20 protein-coding genes are annotated in these 21,040 nt (G+C 30.6%); 14 read left to right on the forward strand and 6 right to left on the reverse strand.

Translation table 11 applies throughout. The features are described from left to right. Positions 1–16: 16 nt before the first annotated feature. Both CIT01_10105 and CIT01_10110 read right to left on the reverse strand, forming a co-directional pair. On the reverse strand, positions 17–1,459 hold the full coding sequence (locus CIT01_10105) for an amino acid permease (protein AXV38535.1): 1,443 nt from the start codon (positions 1,457–1,459) through the stop codon (positions 17–19). A gap of 54 nt (positions 1,460–1,513) precedes the next feature. After that, complete coding sequence (locus tag CIT01_10110; protein AXV38536.1) at positions 1,514–1,972, reverse strand: hypothetical protein; 459 nt, start codon at positions 1,970–1,972, stop codon at positions 1,514–1,516. An 821-nt stretch (positions 1,973–2,793) separates the two neighbouring features. Here CIT01_10110 and CIT01_10115 point away from each other — a divergent pair. From CIT01_10115 to CIT01_10150, 8 genes are all read left to right on the forward strand, one after another. Further along, positions 2,794–3,126, forward strand: a complete 333-nt coding sequence (locus tag CIT01_10115; GenBank protein ID AXV38537.1) for a hypothetical protein — start codon at positions 2,794–2,796, stop codon at positions 3,124–3,126. Further along, complete coding sequence (locus CIT01_10120; GenBank protein ID AXV38538.1) at positions 3,120–3,854, forward strand: hypothetical protein; 735 nt, start codon at positions 3,120–3,122, stop codon at positions 3,852–3,854. The genes CIT01_10115 and CIT01_10120 overlap by 7 nt, the downstream gene beginning before the upstream one ends. A 182-nt stretch (positions 3,855–4,036) precedes the next feature. After that, positions 4,037–4,852, forward strand: coding sequence for a hypothetical protein (locus tag CIT01_10125; protein AXV38539.1), 816 nt, complete (start codon positions 4,037–4,039; stop codon positions 4,850–4,852). Positions 4,853–5,097: 245 nt separating this feature from the next. Further along, positions 5,098–6,015, forward strand: a complete 918-nt coding sequence (locus CIT01_10130; protein AXV38540.1) for a hypothetical protein — start codon at positions 5,098–5,100, stop codon at positions 6,013–6,015. Between the two features lie 205 nt (positions 6,016–6,220). Further along, positions 6,221–7,363 (forward strand): TIGR04083 family peptide-modifying radical SAM enzyme, encoded by a 1,143-nt coding sequence (locus CIT01_10135; GenBank protein ID AXV38541.1) that lies wholly within the window; start codon positions 6,221–6,223, stop codon positions 7,361–7,363. Between the two features lie 43 nt (positions 7,364–7,406). After that, positions 7,407–7,577, forward strand: a complete 171-nt coding sequence (locus CIT01_10140; GenBank protein AXV38542.1) for a TIGR04165 family Cys-rich peptide — start codon at positions 7,407–7,409, stop codon at positions 7,575–7,577. A 370-nt stretch (positions 7,578–7,947) separates the two neighbouring features. Continuing rightward, positions 7,948–8,115 carry a ferredoxin gene (locus CIT01_10145; protein AXV38543.1) on the forward strand — a complete coding sequence of 56 codons (168 nt, stop codon included), beginning with the start codon at positions 7,948–7,950 and terminating at the stop codon, positions 8,113–8,115. 16 nt (positions 8,116–8,131) lie between these two features. Further along, the gene (locus CIT01_10150; protein ID AXV38788.1) at positions 8,132–9,313 is read left to right on the forward strand and encodes a digeranylgeranylglycerophospholipid reductase; all 1,182 of its coding nucleotides are present in this window, start codon (positions 8,132–8,134) and stop codon (positions 9,311–9,313) included. A 200-nt stretch (positions 9,314–9,513) separates the two neighbouring features. Here CIT01_10150 and CIT01_10155 read toward each other — a convergent pair whose 3' ends face one another. Further along, a complete protein-coding gene (locus tag CIT01_10155) occupies positions 9,514–10,317 on the reverse strand; it encodes a prenyltransferase (protein AXV38544.1) in 804 nt (267 codons plus the stop codon). Between the two features lie 50 nt (positions 10,318–10,367). Beyond that, positions 10,368–11,108 (reverse strand): hypothetical protein, encoded by a 741-nt coding sequence (locus tag CIT01_10160; protein AXV38545.1) that lies wholly within the window; start codon positions 11,106–11,108, stop codon positions 10,368–10,370. A 311-nt stretch (positions 11,109–11,419) separates the two neighbouring features. On the opposite strand from CIT01_10160, the gene CIT01_10165 reads away from it, so the two are divergent. From CIT01_10165 to CIT01_10185, 5 genes are all read left to right on the forward strand, one after another. After that, complete coding sequence (locus tag CIT01_10165; protein AXV38546.1) at positions 11,420–11,857, forward strand: hypothetical protein; 438 nt, start codon at positions 11,420–11,422, stop codon at positions 11,855–11,857. Between the two features lie 79 nt (positions 11,858–11,936). Continuing rightward, complete coding sequence (locus CIT01_10170) at positions 11,937–12,875, forward strand: hypothetical protein (protein ID AXV38547.1); 939 nt, start codon at positions 11,937–11,939, stop codon at positions 12,873–12,875. A 205-nt stretch (positions 12,876–13,080) separates the two neighbouring features. Next, positions 13,081–15,384 carry a hypothetical protein gene (locus CIT01_10175; protein AXV38789.1) on the forward strand — a complete coding sequence of 768 codons (2,304 nt, stop codon included), beginning with the start codon at positions 13,081–13,083 and terminating at the stop codon, positions 15,382–15,384. Between the two features lie 21 nt (positions 15,385–15,405). Beyond that, positions 15,406–16,317, forward strand: a complete 912-nt coding sequence (locus CIT01_10180; protein AXV38548.1) for a hypothetical protein — start codon at positions 15,406–15,408, stop codon at positions 16,315–16,317. 67 nt (positions 16,318–16,384) lie between these two features. Further along, positions 16,385–17,539, forward strand: a complete 1,155-nt coding sequence (locus tag CIT01_10185; protein ID AXV38549.1) for a hypothetical protein — start codon at positions 16,385–16,387, stop codon at positions 17,537–17,539. Between the two features lie 3 nt (positions 17,540–17,542). On the opposite strand, the gene CIT01_10190 is transcribed toward CIT01_10185, so the two are convergent. Beyond that, the gene (locus tag CIT01_10190) at positions 17,543–18,493 is read right to left on the reverse strand and encodes a glycosyl transferase family 2 (protein AXV38790.1); all 951 of its coding nucleotides are present in this window, start codon (positions 18,491–18,493) and stop codon (positions 17,543–17,545) included. Between the two features lie 49 nt (positions 18,494–18,542). Here CIT01_10190 and CIT01_10195 point away from each other — a divergent pair, with 49 nt between their 5' ends. Then, positions 18,543–19,628: a UDP-N-acetylglucosamine 2-epimerase (non-hydrolyzing) gene (locus CIT01_10195; protein ID AXV38550.1), complete on the forward strand. Its 1,086-nt coding sequence runs from the start codon at positions 18,543–18,545 to the stop codon at positions 19,626–19,628. On the opposite strand, the gene CIT01_10200 is transcribed toward CIT01_10195, so the two are convergent. Next, the gene (locus tag CIT01_10200) at positions 19,623–20,984 is read right to left on the reverse strand and encodes a hypothetical protein (protein AXV38551.1); all 1,362 of its coding nucleotides are present in this window, start codon (positions 20,982–20,984) and stop codon (positions 19,623–19,625) included. The genes CIT01_10195 and CIT01_10200 overlap by 6 nt on opposite strands. Positions 20,985–21,040 lie beyond the last annotated feature (56 nt).

Below are 21,040 nucleotides of genomic sequence, written 5' to 3' on the forward strand. Positions count from 1 at the left end.
TATTTCCCTATGCTTTTTATTTGGCTGAAATTTCTTCGTGTGTTGGAATCTGTTCTTTGTCTAAAAGTTCTCCCATTTTATTCGTGCCTAACCTGTGCCTTCTATATAAGAAATAAATTAAAAGTCCTAGTATCAACCAGACTGCGAACATTTCAATTGTAAGAAAATTTAATTGTGTTATTAATCCTAAACAGGCTATTATTGAAATAAATGGGACAATGGGAACCAATGGACATTTAAATTTACGTGGGATATCTGGTCTCTCCTTTCTAAGGATAATTACGGATATTGCAAGAAATGTAAAAGCAGAAAGTGCGGAAATATTTACCAATTCAAAAATGCCTTCCAATGGTAAAAAAGCAGATATTATGGCAGCAGTAGTCCCCACCACCAATATACTAATGATAGGTGATTTAAATTTGCTATGAACTTTAGTTAATTTTTTAGGCAGTAAATTATCCCTGCTCATGGCAAAAAGAAGTCGAGGCACTACAAATAAGCTAACTAAAATAACGGTAGTAAGTCCTGCTATTGCACCCACAGTTACTATGGCCATGGCCCAGTTAGCTCCTACCAGTTCAAGGGCAAGCTGGACTGGAGCACCATTATTTGCAAAGAGGCTATAATTGACCATTCCATTCATAACTGCTGTAACTATTATATACAGTATGGAACACACTATAAGGGAACCTATTATTCCTATAGGTAATGACCTTTGAGGATCTTTAGCTTCTTCGGCAGCTGATGCTACTGTATCAAATCCAATATAGGCAAAAAATACCATAGCTGCTCCTTGAAGTACTCCGGTTAACCCATGGGGAGCAAATGGTTGATAATTGGAAGGATTGATGAACTGGGCTCCTACCACTATAAATAACAGAATTACTATCATTTTAACTGTTACAATTGTTGCATTAACTCTGGCACTTTCTTTAGCACCTAAAACAAGTACACCAGTTAATAAAGCTACTATTAAAAATGCAGGTAGATTAATCAGACCAGTTCCAGTTAAAGGTGAACTGGTTATAACATCGGGTAAAACAAATCCCATAGAACTAAAGAATCCGGAAGTATAGGTGGCCCAACCAATTGCTACTGTAGAACCAGCCATAATATATTGGAGTATGCCAGTCCAGCCTATCATCCAGGCCCATATTTCCCCCATGGTTATGTGGGTATAGGTATATATGCCACCAGTAACGGTAATCATGGATGCCATTTCTGCATAGCACAATGCTGTAAAACCACAGGCAATACCTGCAATAACAAAAGATAAAATTAATGCGGGACCAGAAGTAGCTGATGCCATTCCCGTTACAATAAATATTCCCGCACCAACTATGGCTCCGATCCCCATAATAATAAGTCCTACAGGACCTAATGATCTCTTCAATTTTTCATGGGAAGCATTACAATTTAAACATGATTCTATATCCTTTTTTTTAAATAAACTACACATTATTACCACTTTTTTTTTAAAAACAAGACCTATTTTCCAAGTTGGATCTGTTTTTTAAGTTTTTTTGCCTTTATAAGGCATTTTATACATTATACCACGGAATCCATATTTTTTTATCATATCTAAGTATTTTTTTTCGGGCATTCCAAATGTTGGAGGTGTCATGGTAGGATCATAGATTTTACCATCCCATAATACCACCATGTGAGAATATTGTCCCGTTTCATGTTGTATTGTCACCAGCTGTATATTCCCTACTCTTTCCTGGTAAAGTACACTTGCAAAATCCTCTGATTTATTTTTACAATTGTATGTTTTTTCATTATACTCAAGATCGGCAATTTCATAAAAGGAGTTATTAATTAAAAGATCGTCATATATTACTTCTGTTCCTGTTTTTAATCCACTATTTACTAAATTTGTCTTATTAGAATCATATTCATAAGATAATACTGTATCTGCCGTAAAAAAGATCAATATAAAAAATATGATAATAATTTTTAGTTTTTTCAATTATCTTGACCCAACCTTTATAATTTTCACTTTTCAATGAAAATTTAAAACTTTAAATATATAAAGATTGTGGTATTTATTGTTAATATATTATGAAAAAGTAGTATTTTTCATATACCTTTTTTAAAATAAGGAGTTTTTAATTCCATTTCTGTATATCAGGGATTTATGAATTATTCAGATAGCTTAAACATAAAATTTAAATTAATAATCAATCATTCACAATTTAAGAAAAAGGTGATGCATATAATTAAAAAATTATTTATTAAATTATCAAATTCCCTTTTTTAACAGTTTTTAAATGAAAGGTTTAATTGAACAACGAATAAATTTTAATATTGTATATGTAGATAATATAATACATGGGATATAATATAAGGGGGAACTTAAATGAATGAAAGCGAAATTAAAGAATTTGTAAAGAATTTCAAAGGCATGACCTGGGATGAATTGGATGATGTGTTATGTGTAATGAGCAAAGATGATATGGAAAATGCAATCCGTATGATCAAAGCGAGATTTGGATAGTAAATAAAATTATTTTTTTATTTTTATTTTGAATTTTACAATATTTCCTCCATTTACATCTTATTCTTCTTAAAATATAGTTAAAGTATTACTTTTTAAATTGTTATTGAAATTATTAGATTCCCTCATTTTTTATCTTAGTTTAAAGAATAAATACTTTAGAGAATCTAATTTGGTAAAGATTTGGGTATAATTCTGGAAAAACTATTTTTATACTCCCAAACTAATTTTAATTAAATAATAAAAGATTATTTTCGAAATTAAAAATTTGTAAATAAAAAAAGAGGAATTTTATGGTTTATGATATGTTATTACCCTCCCTACCTTTCATAATAGGTTATTTAGGAACCTATTTTTTGTACAGGGGAGGTTTTATAAGAAGATCAGTCCATGTAAACATTTGGAATTTAATAATTTGCTTTGCATTTATTGTTTCTGGAGGAGCAGGTTTTATATTACTGGTCTTATTAGAATTAGGAATTATATCACCTATAAGCTTGCCGTTATTGTACTGGCATGTTGAATTAGGTTTAACACTTGCACTAGTAACAGTATTCCATTTTCACACATATTGGAAGACGTCTAAGAAGATGTTCACTATAAATAAAAGGAGGCTGAAATCATAAGGGAACGTTTAATAAAAGCCTTAGCAACCATACCTCTTGTGGCTGCATTTTCAATGTCTGGAAGTTGTGCGGCTGGCTGTCCCTATGGTCTCATAAATGATCCCTACCCTGGTCAGTGCCCTCGTTACCTTGATGCTAATGGGGATGGATTTTGTGATCTGTCCCAAACAACTACTACAACAACCGATACCTCAACTTCTTCATCAGAAGATGATACAGTATCTACTGGTTCTGTAGATGATTCCACAAATGGTAATGGCCATAATGTTGATATTGTTGATACAGATGATCCACAAAATGCAAGTTCCTTAGGTGATACTGGAAATATTGACGGAAACTTGGCTGATGAGGGTGGTGGATATTATTTACTGCCAGTTAGTATACTGTTAATATCAGGATATCTTTTTACCCATTATTTGTTTAGTAAAGGAATATTAAGTCGTCAAAAACACAAAAAACTATGGAATCTATTTGTAACTGCAGGTTACTTAGGTACAGGAGTAACAGGAGTTATTCTTACATTCATGATAAATATGGGAATAAAAACTGCGTTGAATCCTTCTATAACTTTTTGGCATGTTGAATTTGCAATTTTGATGGTTATAGGGACATTTATACATATCCATCTTCATTGGAAACCATTCAAGAACATATTTAAAGTTTTATTTGGTTTTAAATCTTTTAAAGACAAAATTAAGTTTAAAAGGACTGTTAATACGTTGAAATAATAATCTTTCCTTTTTATTTTTATTTTAAATATTCTCGAATTTCAGCTTATATCCTAACTTTATTTGTTCAAAACTCTCGGGGAGAATGATTTATTGTTTATTGAATTGATTTAAATTCATTAAATATAAATTAATCAAAAAATAAAATATCATTATAAATATTTTTTGGGGGGGTATTACATTTGGATAACGAGCTAAGAAGAGAAATAATTGCAAAGTCTCCTATTACTTTTAAGGGGCTTAGAAAATTGAATATTGCTGCGGGAAGCCTGCACTTTATTCAAGGAATTTTGATGCTGATTTTAGGGGTATGGTTAGAATGGAGCCAGGAACTGTATACCTTTTATTTAAACTTTGAAGTTATTCCACCAGACACATTTAAAATATTGCCTGATCCTCAGGTAGTGTTTACTGTGGAAAATCTGGGAGCTATACTCGCGTCATTTCTACTGATTTCTGCCATTGCCCACTTTTATATTGCCTTTGTTCGAAATAAAACATACAATGAAAACCTTAAAAAGGGTATGAATCCCTACCGATGGTACGAATATGCATTTTCCAGTTCTATTATGATAGTGATTCTCGCCACATTTGTAGGTGTGTGGGACCTATGGTCACTGGTAATGATCTTTATATTAAATGCCATGATGATTATGTTTGGTTATTTAATGGAGAAAATTAATCAGTATCCAAAAAAGACCGACTGGACACCATACTTATTAGGTTGTATTTCAGGATTAACCCCGTGGGTAGTTTTAGCAGCGTACTTTGTTGCGGCACTGGGATCTGCAGAAACTGAACCACCGTCCTTTGTATATGCCATACTTTTAATTTACTTTGTACTCTTCAACACATTCTCAATCAACATGGTCTTACAATACAAGGGAATAGGGAAATGGAAAGACTATTTATACGGTGAAAGAGTTTACATTATTCTCAGTTTAGTAGCTAAAACACTACTAGCATGGATAGCATTTGTTGGAATATTTGCACCTTAATTCCACCTTTTATTTTTTTTAATGAGGTGATTAAATGGCATTATTAAACGATTTAAAGAAGAAAGCAACTAAAGAACTTGAAAAACAAACAAAAAATAAAGGCAGTAAAGAATTAGAGAAAATAGCTAAAAGGAATTGAAAAAACGGCTTAAATTTTAATACACCCATTTGTAACGTCAATTTTTTTATCTTAAAACAAATTAATCATTTTTTTATATAATAGTTCATAGCAAAACTCGATTTAGATGATCACAAAAAAATCGTTTGGAGAAGAACGGAAAGATTTTAACCATTATGAGTCTGTTTGGGGAAGTAATTTTATAATATATCCTGAAATTCCCTTAAAAAGTGTTTTAAATCTAGATCTTCTAAAATTTAATTCCACAGCTGCAGATATCCTCTTAGAGTCATCAATAAATTATGTAGTATGTGATAAAAATGGAAATCCTTTGTTTTTTTTAGATTTTTGTCTTTGGAATTCAGACCTAAACAATGGGTTTAAAGACTATAAAAATGTATTAAAAAAAGAAAGAAAAGATAAGATCAAACTTAAATTAGATATTTCCAGAAATAATAACATTCCATTTCATTTTGTATCATTTGAAGAACCTTGGGAATATCTACCTGATAATTCCTTAAATGAAAATGGGCTCATTTTAACTATCATTGATAGTATAATAGGAGAAACTCTGATAAAAAAAGATCTTAATGGTTTTCTCGAAAATCTACTGGAAGATTTAGGGATGGATTTAAATGCCATGAATCAGGAGGAAAAAAAGCAATATTTAGAGGATCTAATTTCTAACTCTCCTTTGGAACTTAAATGGGATCCACTGGTCAAAAAAATCGAAAAGGTTCATAACATTTTATTATATAAAGGAATAATAAAAACCGAGTTTAAAATTCCTTTATCTATACCAGAACTTCCACTGATCAATGACCTAAATGATGAATTGAACCTGCAAAAAAGGAGAAAAATCTTCCAAAGGAGTAATTGGCATGGAAGTAGAATATCATGTAAAACTGATCAGGATAATATTCAAAAAGAGGCATGGATTAGGAATTTTGAGGATTCAAAAGGTTCAACACTAATAATTACTCAAAATATTGCTCGTATGTTGACATATTACCAAATTGCAAATACTCATGGATTAAAAATATAAATTAATACTGTTTGTAGAATTTTAAATAAATATAGAATACTGAAGTAACCAACTATATAAATTAATAGAAATTATATAACCTATTTTCACGATATATAGTGTAATATAATTCTATAAAATTTTAAATATAAACTGGAACATAATCCTATAAAAAATGGGTAATAAACTGATTAAAGTTTTAGATATATGATTACAAGGTGTTTAAATGGCATTTCATGTAATGTTAGTACCTACTTTAGGTTGTCCTTCTAATTGTGGTTATTGTTGGAGTTCTGAAGAAGGATCTCCTGTGATGAGCATTGAGGTAATAAAGGAAGTAGTAGAGTGGCTTAAAGATTTTCGCGATGAACCTGTAACTTTCACATTTCATGGTGGAGAACCGCTCCTGGCTGGATACGACTTTTATAAAGAGTCTCTTCCATTATTATCTAAAGATTTAAGTCATCTTAAACCGGCTTTAGCGCTCCAAACCAATCTATGGTTACTTACTCCGGAGATGGCATCTCTTTTCAAAGAATATGATATTCCTATTGGATCCAGCATAGACGGTCCCCCTGAGTTAAATGATTTTCAACGTGGAAAGGGATACTATGAAAAGACTATGAAAGGATATGAAATTGCAAAAGAACACGATCTTCGAGTCAGTTTTATATGTACATTTACTTCCCATTCTATAAACTATAAGGAGGACATATTCAATTTTTTCCTTGAAAATAAATTTAATTTGAAGTTACACCCTTCATTGCCATCTATACGTGATGAAGAGCCTGAAAAATGGTCACTACCTCCAGAAGAGTATGGAGAATTATTAATTTATTTGTTGGATAAGTATTTGGAACATATGGATGAAATTTCTGTCATGAATATTGACACTTTATGTAAAAGTGCATTCATCCGCAGGGGCACAGTATGCACCTTTGTGGATTGTATGGGAGATACCTTTGCTATTGGCCCTGATGGGAGTATTTACCCATGCTACCGTTTTGTGGGAATGGATGAATATATAATGGGAAATGTCCGGGACCATCCCAGTATGAATGAATTGAATCAATCTGCTCCTATGAAACTTTTAGATGAGTTCAAAGATTTTGTGGATAAAGAATGTAAAAGATGCACCTATATTAAATTCTGTAGAGGCGGATGTCCTTACAATGCTTTAGCCGTCAGTGAAGATAAGATAAACTGTGTTGATCCTCACTGCACTGCATATAAAACCATATTTAAAGAAATAACTAAAAGAGCTACTAAAGAAATGTTAAAATCTGCCACCATGGGGTTAAGTCTTGAATCGGACACAGAAAAGAAGACCAAACCAACTATAATGTCCATAATGTTGAGGAGTTCTTAAATTTTAAAAAACATGTATTATAATGATACTGAGATGATAAATAATGAAACTTGAAGATTTGATAAAAGAATGCCCAAAATGCGGATGTAAAGATAAAACAGTAAAGAGAGATATAGAACCAGTTCACAAGGCCCATGCAACAACGAAGGATATAACATGCAGTGAATGTGGATATGTATTTGAATCAGCTAAAGAAGATAAAAAAGAAGATTAGTTAAATGGCATAGTGGAATAAAACAGAAAATATTCTTATTATATAATTTACATAACTTTTCAGGTTTCCACTTTTTGTGAACATGTACTAACTAAATTAATATATAAAAAAAAATAGTATTACACTTGTGTGAATTATTATATAATATGATGTAATAATTAATATTAATGTCTTCTAAATTTATTACTCACTTAAATATTTTTTATCAGTTAAAATAATATTCTACTGAAAACCTATAATTTCAATTAAAATAATCTAAATAAATTAGTTGATTTAAGAAATAAAATAGAACTTTTAAATAGTATAAAAGATTAAAAGAGTTAAATCGATAATAATGGGAAATAATTAGAAAATAGAAAGGTTAGATAACATGAAAGTAATGGAATGGTGTATGTACTGTGGGGAATGTGCAGGTGTTTGTCCACGGTGTTTAATTGAAGTTCGTGAATCCAACTTAAGATTTGACGAGAAAAATTGTAAAGATTGTCAAATATGTATACAAGTATGTCCAGTCCGGGCATTAGAAAAGGAAGAATAATTAAGGTGATTATATGATAATAGATACAGATGTTCTGGTAATAGGGGCTGGGCCGGCTGGTTCTACCGCCGCAAAACACGCTGCTATCAATGGAGCAAAGGTTATAGTAATAGATAAAAAATCAGAGATAGGAGCACCAAAAAGGTGTGCCGAAGGAGTATCAAAGGACGGTTTGGCTAAATTAGGAATTGAGCCAAGCAGCCGATGGGTAGCCAAGGAACTCAGCGGAGTAAGACTAGTTTCACCAAATGGTACTGATGTGCTTCTTGACGATGACAAAGTAAAGCTGCCTGAGTCTGGATACATATTGGAAAGGAAAGTTTTCGATAAACATATGGCCATGGATGCTGCCCGTGCTGGGGCAAAAATATTGATCAAAACTATTGCCACCGGCATGGTAAGAGAAAACGGCCAGATTGTGGTAGACGTGGAATCTATGGATGAAAAGTTTCAGATTAAGGCTAAAATAGTGATTGGTGCTGATGGTCCTGAATCAAGAGTGGGTAGATGGGCTGATCTTAAAACAACAGTTAAACCTAAAAATATGGAATCATGCGCCCAATTTGAGATGGCCAACCTGGAAATGGCATATCCGGATTGTATTGACTTTTACTTTGGCAGTGTAGCCCCAGGAGGATATGCATGGATATTCCCTAAGGGAGATGATATGGCCAATGTAGGTCTTGGAATTTTAACCACCCAAACCGATAAAACTGCCTACGAACATCTTCTGGAATTTGTAAAAAACAATCCAGCAACGCGTAATGCTCAACCAGTGGAATTAAATGTTGGAGGCGACCCCGTGGGAGGTATGCTTAAAGATATTATCGCCGATAACGTTATGGTGGTTGGAGATGCAGCCAGCATGGTTAATCCATTAACTGGCGGCGGAATCATCAGCGGAATGACCGGTGGTATGATTGCAGGACAAGTAGCAGCAGATGCTATCAAAGACAAAGATTATTCTAAAAAGAGACTAACAGAATATAAAGATAAGGCTAAAACAGAGATAGGAGATTCATTCATCAAGTATCTCAAAGCCAAGGAATATCTTCTAAGTTTATCTGATGAAGAGTTAGACTCTATTGCAGATGCATTCCAGGATGCGGAACTTGATTCAATAAATACGAGTGAATTGATCAAACTATTAATTAAAGTATCTCCAAAGGCCCTTCTAAAATTAGGCAAGCTGTTTTAGATTCTGAATAAATCCTAAAACATAACCTTCTTTTTTTTATTATATTTTCATCTCCAGTAAGTTACAATAATCTCAAATACTTTTATCTGAAAAATTATACTCATTTTTTTAAATTTATTTTAGTATAACTATTTTTTGAGATGTGTTTTATTCTTGTTATTTCCTGTGAAATTCAGGTATAGGCCTACTCAAATTAGATATCAACCTGTAAATAGAATAAAAATTATACAAATTAAAAAAAATACCATCGCTACCTTGTGATATAAAATATCTGCAAGCTTAATCATTTTATCTTTCGCATAGAAATTTGATAGATAAAGTGGAATAGTTGATAGAAATGAAGGTAAAACTGCTATTACAAACTGGAATATATTCATTTCACCTACTGAAAATATGTATATTAATAAAATTGCGAATATTATGGAAATTATGGTGGTAATTACTTTTTTAGATTTATACATAAGATAAGTTCCCATACCGGCCAAATACATCAATAAATACACACTTAAAGGGACCAGAAATATATCTCCAAGTAAAACACAACAGGATGCGATTCTAAGAATAGTATTAGTAGCAGTACTGGTTAAAGGAGCTAAAAATGTATCTTTAAGTCTGATGGGGGGTACAGTATATACAAACTGGTTTAAAACCATTAATCCTAATATTATACTGAAAAGAGGGGTTAAAGTTGTCAGTGAAATTATAAAAACTGATGATAATATAACTACAATAAATGTAATTATCCATTTTTTGTCGATTTTATTCTGGATAAATGCTCTTGATCTTTTTATCTTATCTTTTCGATCAACTTCCAGGTCAGTTAAATCATTTAAAGCATATAATGCTCCCCATAAAACACAAACCAGTAATAACCCTTCCAATATCTCAAATGGATTTTTGATAATCATATCTGAAAAATAAGCATAAGTTAGGGCGAGTAGATACATATTAATATTTTTAGCAGCCCAACTAAGTCTTGTGGATTTTATAAGAGTTTTAATCATTTCAATACCTATGAATAAATAATGTGAATTTTTTTAAGTTTTTAAAGTATTTAACCATTTTTTAGATTATAATCTTTTTCTATATGGGATAATATGTATCGTGGTTTTAATCCATATTTCTTGATATATTTTGTTATTTCTCTTTCATCTAGAGTGGGGTAATGCGCTTTAACTATTTTAATTATTTCTTCATCTGTATATGCTATGGTTACCACATCAAAAAATAAATTCAACATTTTTTTAAATATTAGAGAGATTACTCCCAGATCCGAGAATAAATCATATTTTTCGCCACGTATATAAATTCTCCAGGCAGTTTGAAATACTATGTTGATATTTTTAAATTTCTCCCGCTGAGAGAAGTACTCCTTAATACATAGCCAGTAAAAATAAAATGATCTAAAACCTTTTGAATCACTCCATCTACTAAAACCCACCATTTTATCATTATTTAAATGGGTGTCATGAAATTTATCCGCAAATAAAATAGCATCATACTGGGATAATTTTTGAAATAGTTCATCAGAGGATTTCACACCTAAATCTTTTTTAAGTTCATGAATAACTTTGTTGAAAACAATTAGGGGGCTTGCATTTTCATCTTTTAATATAAATTTAGGTTCATAATATTTTAAATCTAGATCATAGAGAGCAAAATAAATATTAGTAGATTTACCAGTACCAGGGGCCCCAATAATATGGATAATCTTTCCTCTACTTGTTTTTAATGTATTAAATAATTCGTAAATTTTTTTATAGGATTTTGATTTAATAAAAATAGCATTATCCAAGATAGAACTCACCTTATGTTTTACTTGGATCTTTGCTGAGTTAACTTCATTATTTACCATCATTAATTAATAAACTTTATTTAATTATATAATTTACTTATTATTATAAAAAAATCGTTCTAAAAATAATTATTAGGATTAAGGAGGGACTAGTTCCCATTATTTATCGTAAAAAAATATTTAATAGTATAATAGCATATAACATTAGATAATTAACTATGAATATAAATAATTAGTAATTGATAATTTTATTGTAAAATTCATTATTAAACAGGAGTTATAATTTTGAAAATAAAGGGTGAGGAAATTAAATGTTAGGATTTCAAGCATGGGTTATTATAGCTGCATTTTCATTTATTGGTGAAATGTTAACTGCAGGATTCTTTTTGTTATGGTTTGGTATAGGTGCATGTGTGGCAGCAGTACTAAGTTACATGGGATTTTCAGAGGTCATCCAGATATTGGCATTTATAATAATATCATTAATTCTACTTGCAGTTTCAAGGCCATTAGCTTCCAGAATCACTAAAGAACCAACAAAAAAAGCAGCATCAGATAGATTAATCGGGAAAAAAGGATTGGTAATTGAAGACGTATTGCCTGAAACCGGAGGTCTAGTTAAAATTGATGGAGATACATGGAGAGCAATTTCAAATCAGAAAATAGAGAAAGATAAACCGGTTGTAGTTGAATGTATTGAAAGTGTGAAATTAGTGGTTAAACAAGTGGAAGATGAGGTTAACCATTAAAAATTATGTAAGATTTTTTTTGGAATAAGAATAATTATCTTAGAATATGAGAATAAATTGAATAATAGGAGGATTTAATATGGATTTAATAACATTGGGAATTATTTTACTGGTGCTTTTTGTACTTGCATTTAAGGCATTAAATATTTTAAGACCATATCAAAAGGGAGTTGTTGAAAGACTAGGAAAATATCAAAGAACCGTTGAAAGTGGTTTAGTAGTTATAATACCCTTCATTGAAACCATTAGGAAGGTGGACTTAAGGGAACAGGTAGTGGATGTTCCTCCACAAGATGTGATAACCAAGGATAACACAGGAGTGGTTGTTGACGGTGTCATCTTTTATGAAGTTGTTGATCCATTCAATGCAGTATACAATGTGGTTAACTTTTACCAAGCCATAACTAAACTGGCACAGACTAATTTAAGGAATATAATAGGGGATCTGGAACTTGACCAGACACTTACTTCCAGAGAAATGATTAACACCCAATTAAGAGAAGTTTTAGATGAGGCTACTGATAAATGGGGTACCAGGGTTGTCCGTGTGGAAATTCAAAGGATTGAACCTCCTAAAGATATAGTAGATGCCATGTCCCAACAGATGAAAGCTGAAAGAATGAAAAGAGCAGCTATTCTTGAAGCTGAAGGTTACAAACAGTCCAAAATTAAAAAAGCTGAGGGTGATAAACAATCTGTGATTTTGGATGCTGAGGGTCGAGCCGAGTCTATAAAGAAGGTAGCTGATGCAAATAAGTACCAGGAAATAACCATTGCTGCTGGTGAAGCACAGGCAATACTAAGTGTTTTTAAGGCTATACATGAAGGAGATCCTACCAATGACCTACTGGCGTTAAAATACATGGAAACTCTTCAAAAAGTAGCTGATGGTAAGGCCACTAAAATATTCTTACCTCTGGAAACATCAGGTGTTTTAGGTTCAATAGCCGGGATAGCTGAGTTATTCAAGGATAAAAAGGAAATTAAAGATTTAAATATAGGGGAAGTTAAAAAATAATTTTTTTTAAATCTTTTTCTTTTTTTATTTTAATTATAATTCATGAATTGTATTTAAAAAAATTTAATTAGTTTAAGGTAATATAAATATTTTAAATAGGTTTTTGAATGTTTTAGATTGTAACTATTTATTTATTCATGGTGGTTATTTGAATAAAGCACATGGAGTAGAAACCGATGGCAATGGTGCCAATTGGAAGCCAAAAATAAAAAAATATATAGTTCCAGTAACACTATTGGTAATTTTAACGATTATAGTAAGTTGGATTGCATACCAACGTGTTTTAATTCAAGTAAATATAGGTCCTGGTTGGGATACTTTTGCGTTTCTGGCTAATGCAATGGATTTTGCAGGTAAAGGATTTGGATATGCAGAATTTGACAGACCACCATTTCTATCATTTTTAACTTCAATACCTTTCAGATTAGGTTATACTAATGAGGCCACTATCTTCTTTGTGGACGGTATATTATTTGTCTTTGGAGTAGTAGGATTATATCTATTTTTAAAGTTGCGCTTTGACAGTATTCAAAGTTTTTTAGGAGCTTTATTGTTTGCTTCATTTCCTGTTATATTGTCATGGGTTGGTTTAGGTTATACTGATGTGGCAAGTGTTTCTTTCTCTATATGGGCTTTATATTTATTGGTATTGGCAGTTAAAAAAGATTCAAGGTTTTTTTATTTATCTTTTCCAGTTGCCATGATGGCTTTTTTAACAAGGTATACTGCAGGTTTAATACTTTTTCCCATACTTTTTTATATTTTAATAAGTGGTCGATATCTTCAAAACTTTAAGAATATGGTTATAGGAGTTATTGGATCCTTTATTGTATTAATGCCTTTTTTGATTTTAAATAATGAAAAATTAGGCGATCCCTTTACACCATTTTTCTCATTTTTTGCAGGGTCAGAAACCTCTGGTTTAGAATCAATAGCATATCAACCAAATCCTTTCTACTACTTAGTTAATTTGCCCTCTTATATTTCTAAAGACTCGACTTTTAGTATGTGGTTAGTGTACATAATCGTTTTTATTATAATAATAGGCATCGTACTATACTTTTACGATATATTCAAATTGGAATTGATGAAAAGACGGGTTAAAGGACACATTTCCAAAATTTTTAATATTGAAAGAACTAGTACTAAAATTCAAGCTGTTATATTCCTTATTTTTTTAGTATTATTTATTGGTACATTTAATAGAGTATCTTACATGACTAGTGAGCTTATCTTCTTTGTCCTTGGATTTTCTGCATTTATTCTCTTAAAAGATGTAAAAATAAAAGATGTAGAAATCGATTTACTGTTCTTATCATGGTTTATGACATATTTCATATTTCACAGTACATTTGCAGTTAAAGTTGATCGCTATTTTGTAACAATGGTGCCAGCATTCTCCTATTTCATAATTTTAGGATTAAGTGAAATATCCAATAAATTAAAACTTAAAAGTAAAGAAATCAATTTTACTTCTTGGATAATCTCAATATTTTTAGTGATTATTATACTTTCATCTACAATATCATTCATTAATGCTATGCCTAACAAGAAAGATTATATTGTTGAAGATTCCAAAAAAGCTAGTGAATTCCTCAAAAATTATGATTCATCTTATAAATCAAAATTAATTTATTCAGATGTTTGGCCCACATTCAGTTGGTATTTAGAAGCTAATATTAAACCCATGCCTTCATTTAATGATATTAGGGCTTATAATCATGAATTAGAGAAATACAATGTTGATTACTATTTGACTATTTATGGAAATAGAAACTTAACTTCTTATGATAAAATTGGACAATTTGGAACAGTAGGTGTGTATAAGAAAAACTTAAATAAATTTGAAACTAAACCGGTCATGCTTTATATTGGAAAAAACTGGCAAAATTATGTAGAAAATGTTTTGGGTTTCAAAGCATTTATTATAAATGGATTAAGTATGGATTATGGTGCCAAAGAATATGATATTAAAAAGATGAATGAAGATTTGTATCTAGATGATTATTCATTAGATGAGCTAAAAAAATATGATGCAGTACTCCTTTACAATTTTGCTTGGCATGACCAGCATAAAGCGGAAAATTTAATATTAACTTATGTTAAAGATGGTGGCACGGTAATAATAGATCTTTCTGGTAATTTAGATGGCATTTATTATGGTTTAGATGATTCTATATTTTTAAATACATTAATAACCAGAAAAAGTTTGAATGAAAATCCAAAAATTGTTTTTAGCTCGAACCTTACAAACGAATCGATTAAATTCTCTCCCTTTATAACTGAAGATGGTGGAATTTGGTATGGGGCTAATTACGAAGCTCTTGGAGAAAATAAGATAAAAAATCTTGTTGTTGCTGACGGGAAGACGTTGATAGGTATTCAAAAAATAGGAAAAGGAAAAATCATTTGGGTTGGATATAACTTATTTTTCCATGCTTTTTATTATAATAACACTATTGAAAAAGAGATGGTAAAAGATATATTTTCTCTATATACTAAGAATTGATCTTCAAAGGAAAGTTAATTTATGAATTTAAAAGTTATTCTTGCCAAAAGAGACAAATTAATCAAACTTACCATATCTCTTTTAATATTAATCTTTTTATTCAATTTTATTGACTTTAAACTATTTTTTGATAGTATTAAAAATGTAAATCAGTTATTCCTTTTGGCCCTTCTGTTTGTGCCATTGAATATTTTGCTTCGAGCTTACAGATGGAAGATAATTCTAAATCATTACATCAAAATTGTATCTATTAAAGATTCATTTGTACTTAATCTTGTAGGTATTGCTTTAAATATATTTTTACCTGCTAGTTTTGGTGATGTCGCAAAATCTTACTATGGTTACAAATGGCATGGATATAAAGAAGAAATGTTGTCATCCAGCATATTAGATAAATTTTTGGCTCTTTTTTCAGTCTTTATTATTGGTAGTTTAACATCGTTTTTAATAGGATTATATGTATATTCTACATTATCTATAATTTTATCTGTGTTAATGGGAATTACAATATTCTATCCAAAAATAGTTCCCTGGAGCATATTAAATAAGATAACATCTTATTTTATTAAACAGGAGCTAAATGAAAAGAAATTGAAGTTTGCGTTTAATGTTTCAAATAAAATCAAAATCTATTCCTTGTCTATATCGTTGTTGGCATGGTTATTGTTATATTTACAATTTTATTTAATATGTTTATCTTTTTCTATTGAAATTAGTTTTATTTACATCCTAGCAGTATCACCATTAATGAATATAGCTCTATTGTTTCCTTTTACAATTAATGGATTGGGAACGGGGGAAGCTATGGTAACATACCTTTTTAGTATTATTAACATATCCCCTACATTGGCTGTATTGGTTTCTTTAGTTTCACAGATAGTAAATGCCATAATACCAGGAATTTTTGGATTTTTCTTTATTTTAAGGAAATGATTTTTATCTGGTTTCTCATATATTCCATTGGAGTTGAAAAAAATTGAAAGTTTGTATTGTTCCATCTATGTTCCCGAAATATCTAGGGGATTATTATGGTTCCTTTGTTTTTGAAGAAGTTGTTAAACTAGTAGAAAATGAAAATGAAATTCATGTTATTACTCAACACAATTCTGGAATTCCTTATGAAGAATTTATGGAAGGAATTCATGTTCATAGGTTCAAATGGTTAAAACCTAAAAAATTTAAAGCTCTTGTACATTTTACTGGATTTATTGACTATTTAAGATTAATTACATACTTATTTTCTTTATTTTTCTCTTTGATGATTTTGATGAAAAGATATGATTTTGATGTTATTCATGCTCATTCAGTTATTCCAACAGGATTTATCGCATCAATTGTATCTAAACTATTTAATAAACCTTTAATAATAACAGTACATGGAATGGATATTAATAATTTCTTAGGGAATTTTCTCATGTTAAAGTTAATAGTCTTTTCTTTGAATTTATCTAATAATATCATTACAGTAAGTAAAGACCTATATGAAAAAATAATACAGTTGGGTGTAGATAAGGATAAAATAATAATTTTAAGAAATGCAATTGATATAAAAAGATTTAAACCAAAAAAGAATAAACAAATCAGGAAAAAATTCAAAATTGATCCTGAAGATAAATTAATTTTATTTGTTGGGTATTTAGACAAATTTAAAGGTATTTTTGAGGTTGTTGAATCATTTAATATATTAAAATCTAAATATAAAAATTTAAAATTAATGTTTGTAGGTAAAGGACCAAAAAAGATGGAAATACAAAAAATTGTTTCAAAAAATAAAATGGAAGATGATGTTATTTTCACTGGGCAAGTTAAGCCTAAAAAAATTCAAGATTATTATCAGGCTGCTGATTTTTTCGTTTTACCATCCTATTCTGAGGGAGGAGGTCCTCCATTAGTTGTCTTAGAAGCTATGGGATGCGGAATTCCTGTAGTAGTTAGTGATGTTGGTGGCATTCCTGAAGTATTGGAAGATGGAAAAAATTGTTTTTTAGTGCCTCCTCAAAACATTGAAATATTAACCGAGAAATTGGGAAAACTTATTGAGGATGAAGAATTATCCAAAAAATTTTCAATTAAATCGGTTGAATTAGTTCGTAATTATTTTGATATTAACAAAAAAATTATAAAATTGCTTAAAATTTATGGAGAAACATCCTAATTTTCATTTTTTTATTAAATATCTTTTTAATAATTTGTTCTCTTTTTGAATAATATAAAGTTCCCTTTTCAAATTACTTATTTGGGTTGCCACAAATCCGAAAATTAATATTTGAATACCTGAAATTATCATTAAGACCATAAACAACATTAATGGTCTGTTAGGATCAAGAGAACCGTTTAAATATTGGTTAAATAAGTAAATTGCACTTATAATCCCTATAATTAGCATGAAAAACCCAATAAATCCAAATAATATCATTGGTTTTTCATAGAATGAAAATAATAAATGGGAAATGGTGGTTGCTCTAAATCTTAGCTTTGACTCCCCCAATTTTCTCCCCTTTAAAACAGCAGGTATTTCCTTAAATTTATACCTTGTAGCACTGGCTTTGGATAGGATTTCAAGGTTAATGGCTGTACCACTTGATTCTAAATCAAGAGAATCAAGAACATCTTTTCTATATGCTCTTAAGATTCCAGTGACAGTACTTAAATTTTCATCCATGGAAAATCCTACGAATTTGTTTGCCATTTTACTTATAAAAAGTCTAAAAAATGGCACTTCTTCAACTGTTCCTCCAGCCATGTAAGGAGAACCAACCACTATGTCTATTGTTTCATCCTTTTCAAGCTCTTTTACCAGTAAGGGAATATGATTGGGAGAATAACTAAGATCAGCATCTATTGTTACAATTATATCGTATTTAGCTTTTTCAAAACCAGTCCTTAACGCATAACCCATTCCCAAGTTAGTTTGATGTTTTAGTACTTTTACATGTTGATTATTAGATGAAAATTTCTCTGCCAGTTCATAAGTCTGGTCTTTACTACCATCATCTATAACCAAAATTTCATAATCATCATAATTTTGTAGAACTGCTGCAATTTCAGCCAGAGTTTTTGTAACATTTTCCTCCTCATTATACATGGGAATGATTATTGATAGTTTCATGGTACTAATTGAGAAAGAATTATAAATATACTTTGCTAATCTTTGTATAATGAAAATATTAACCATACTTGGAACTAGACCCGAAATTATTAAATTATCTCCACTAATCCCATTGTTGGATAAAGAATTTGAACACACAATAGTCCATACTGGACAACATTACTCTTATCAGATGGATAAAATATTTTTTGAGGAATTGGAGTTAAGGGACTGTGAATATATTCTAAATGTAGGTTCTAGTACTCATGCCAAACAAACAGCAAATATGATGGTTAAAATAGAAAAAGTTCTGATAAAAGAAAAACCGGATATTATTGTTGTTCAAGGTGATACTAACTCAACACTTGCTGGTGCCCTTACTGCATCAAAAATGAACATTCCTGTAGTTCACGTTGAAGCGGGGTGCAGGTCATTTGATAAAAGCATGCCCGAGGAGATAAATCGTATAATAACTGATCATTGTTCTGATCTTTTGTTTGCACCTGATAATCAAGCTTTTAAAAATCTAATTAATGAAGGTATTAATGAAAATCAAATTTATATAGTGGGAAACACTTCGATTGATGCTTGCATACGAATTATGAAAATATCTAGTTATGATATATTAAAGAAATTAAATTTAGAGAAAAATGAATTTGTTTTACTAACCATTCATCGCCAGGAAAATACCGAACATGAAAAATTAAAGGATATTTTAAAGGCTATAAACGAAATTTCAGAAAAAATGAAAATTGTATTTCCAATTCATCACAGAACAAAGAAAGTGATTGATAATTATAACATTAAATTATCTGAAAATATCATTTTAACTCCGCCTTTGGGTTACAAGGATTTTGTTGGTTTACTATCTAATTCAAAATTAGTCATGACTGATTCTGGAGGTATCCAGGAAGAAGCAGCTGTTTTAAATGTTCCTTGTCTGATTTTAAGAGATAATACTGAATGGGGGTATCTGGTTGAGATTGGAAAAAACATGTTAATTGGTTCCAATTACAATAAGATAATGGAAAAAGTAGAGGTTTTAATGAATAATAAGACACTTTTAGATAATATGAGAAATATTAGAGCACCAATAAAAGTTGGCGCAGCTAAAAAAATTGTTGATATATTAATGGAAGTCAATACTAATTTATAGGCCTATTGCTTTGAAAATAAAACCTTCATTAGTCACATCTTCTGGTTTGAATATACGCCTACCATCTACAAAAATACATTTATTAACTACATCATTTCTCACTTTATTCAAATCCAGCTTTTTGAATTCTTCATGTCCAGTTGCGATGATTATGCAATCTACTTCTTTCAAGCATTCATACATGTCATTGTAATGTTCAACATTTAGATCAGTAACATGGCTTATGTAAGGATCAAAAGTCTTAATTTTTAAATTATATTTATCTAAATAATTAATTATGTCTTTAGATGGTGAATATCTGTAATCATCTGTATTTTCCTTGTACGAAACTCCTAAAATACCTATAGTTGATCCTTCAAGATCTTTCCCTGCTTCTTTTAACCCCTCTTTTACAAGATCTACTACATGCTGTGGCATAAAGTCATTTATTTTACGGGCATTTTCAAGCAGATTAACATCCAATCCTATTTTTTTGGCTTCATCAATTAGATAATAGGGATCCATAGGTATACAGTGGCCTCCTACACCTGCACCTGGCCTTAAAATGTTACAAAATGGTTGTGTATTGGCAACATCTATAATTTCCATAACATCTATTCCTAATTTTCCAGATAGTAATGCCAGTTCATTGGCAAAGGCTATGTTAATGTCACGGTAAGTGTTTTCCACAACTTTTTCCATTTCTGCGGTCTTAGGATTTTTAACAGTTATAACACCCTTTTCATTTATGAAACTGTACAGTGCTGAGGCAATTTCAGTACTCTTTTTATCAATACCACCCACAATCTTAGGATAGTTTTTTCTTATATCATCCACTACCTGGGGTGATTGTACTCTCTCTGGACAAAAAGCCAGGCCAAAATCTGCACATGCTTTAAGACCACTTTCCCGCTCTAGAATATCTTTAACTACTCCTTCAGTTGTACCTGGAGGTACTGTACTTTCAATTATTACAATACTTCCTTTTTTAAGGCCTTTTCCTACAAATTCAGTTGCTTTCTCGACTGCTGTAATATCTGGCTCTTTGTCAGTGCTTATAAGGGTGGGTACAACCATTATGATTATATCACTGTCTTTTGCAGCTCCTGTTGAATCAGTGACGGCTTTGAATTTACCATTTTCAATACATTTTTTTAGTAATTCAGGAACTTTAGGTTCATAGTGTGGTAAAATTCCTTTGTTCAATAGTTCAACTGTTTTCAGGTTAATGTCCACGCCAGTAACGTTTAATCCACTATTTGCAAAAACAAGTGCCAGAGGTAAACCTACTTTACCTAAACCAACCACCATGATTTTTAAATTTGAGTTTTGTAACGATTTTTTTATTAAATCATTATCCATTTCCATAAGATTCATAATATCACCTGTAATGGTTAAATTTTCATATTATTGACTTTTTCTATTGATAATAT

This window comes from Methanobacterium sp. BRmetb2, assembly GCA_003491285.1.
In the GTDB taxonomy this organism is placed as follows: Archaea; Methanobacteriota; Methanobacteria; order Methanobacteriales; family Methanobacteriaceae; genus UBA117.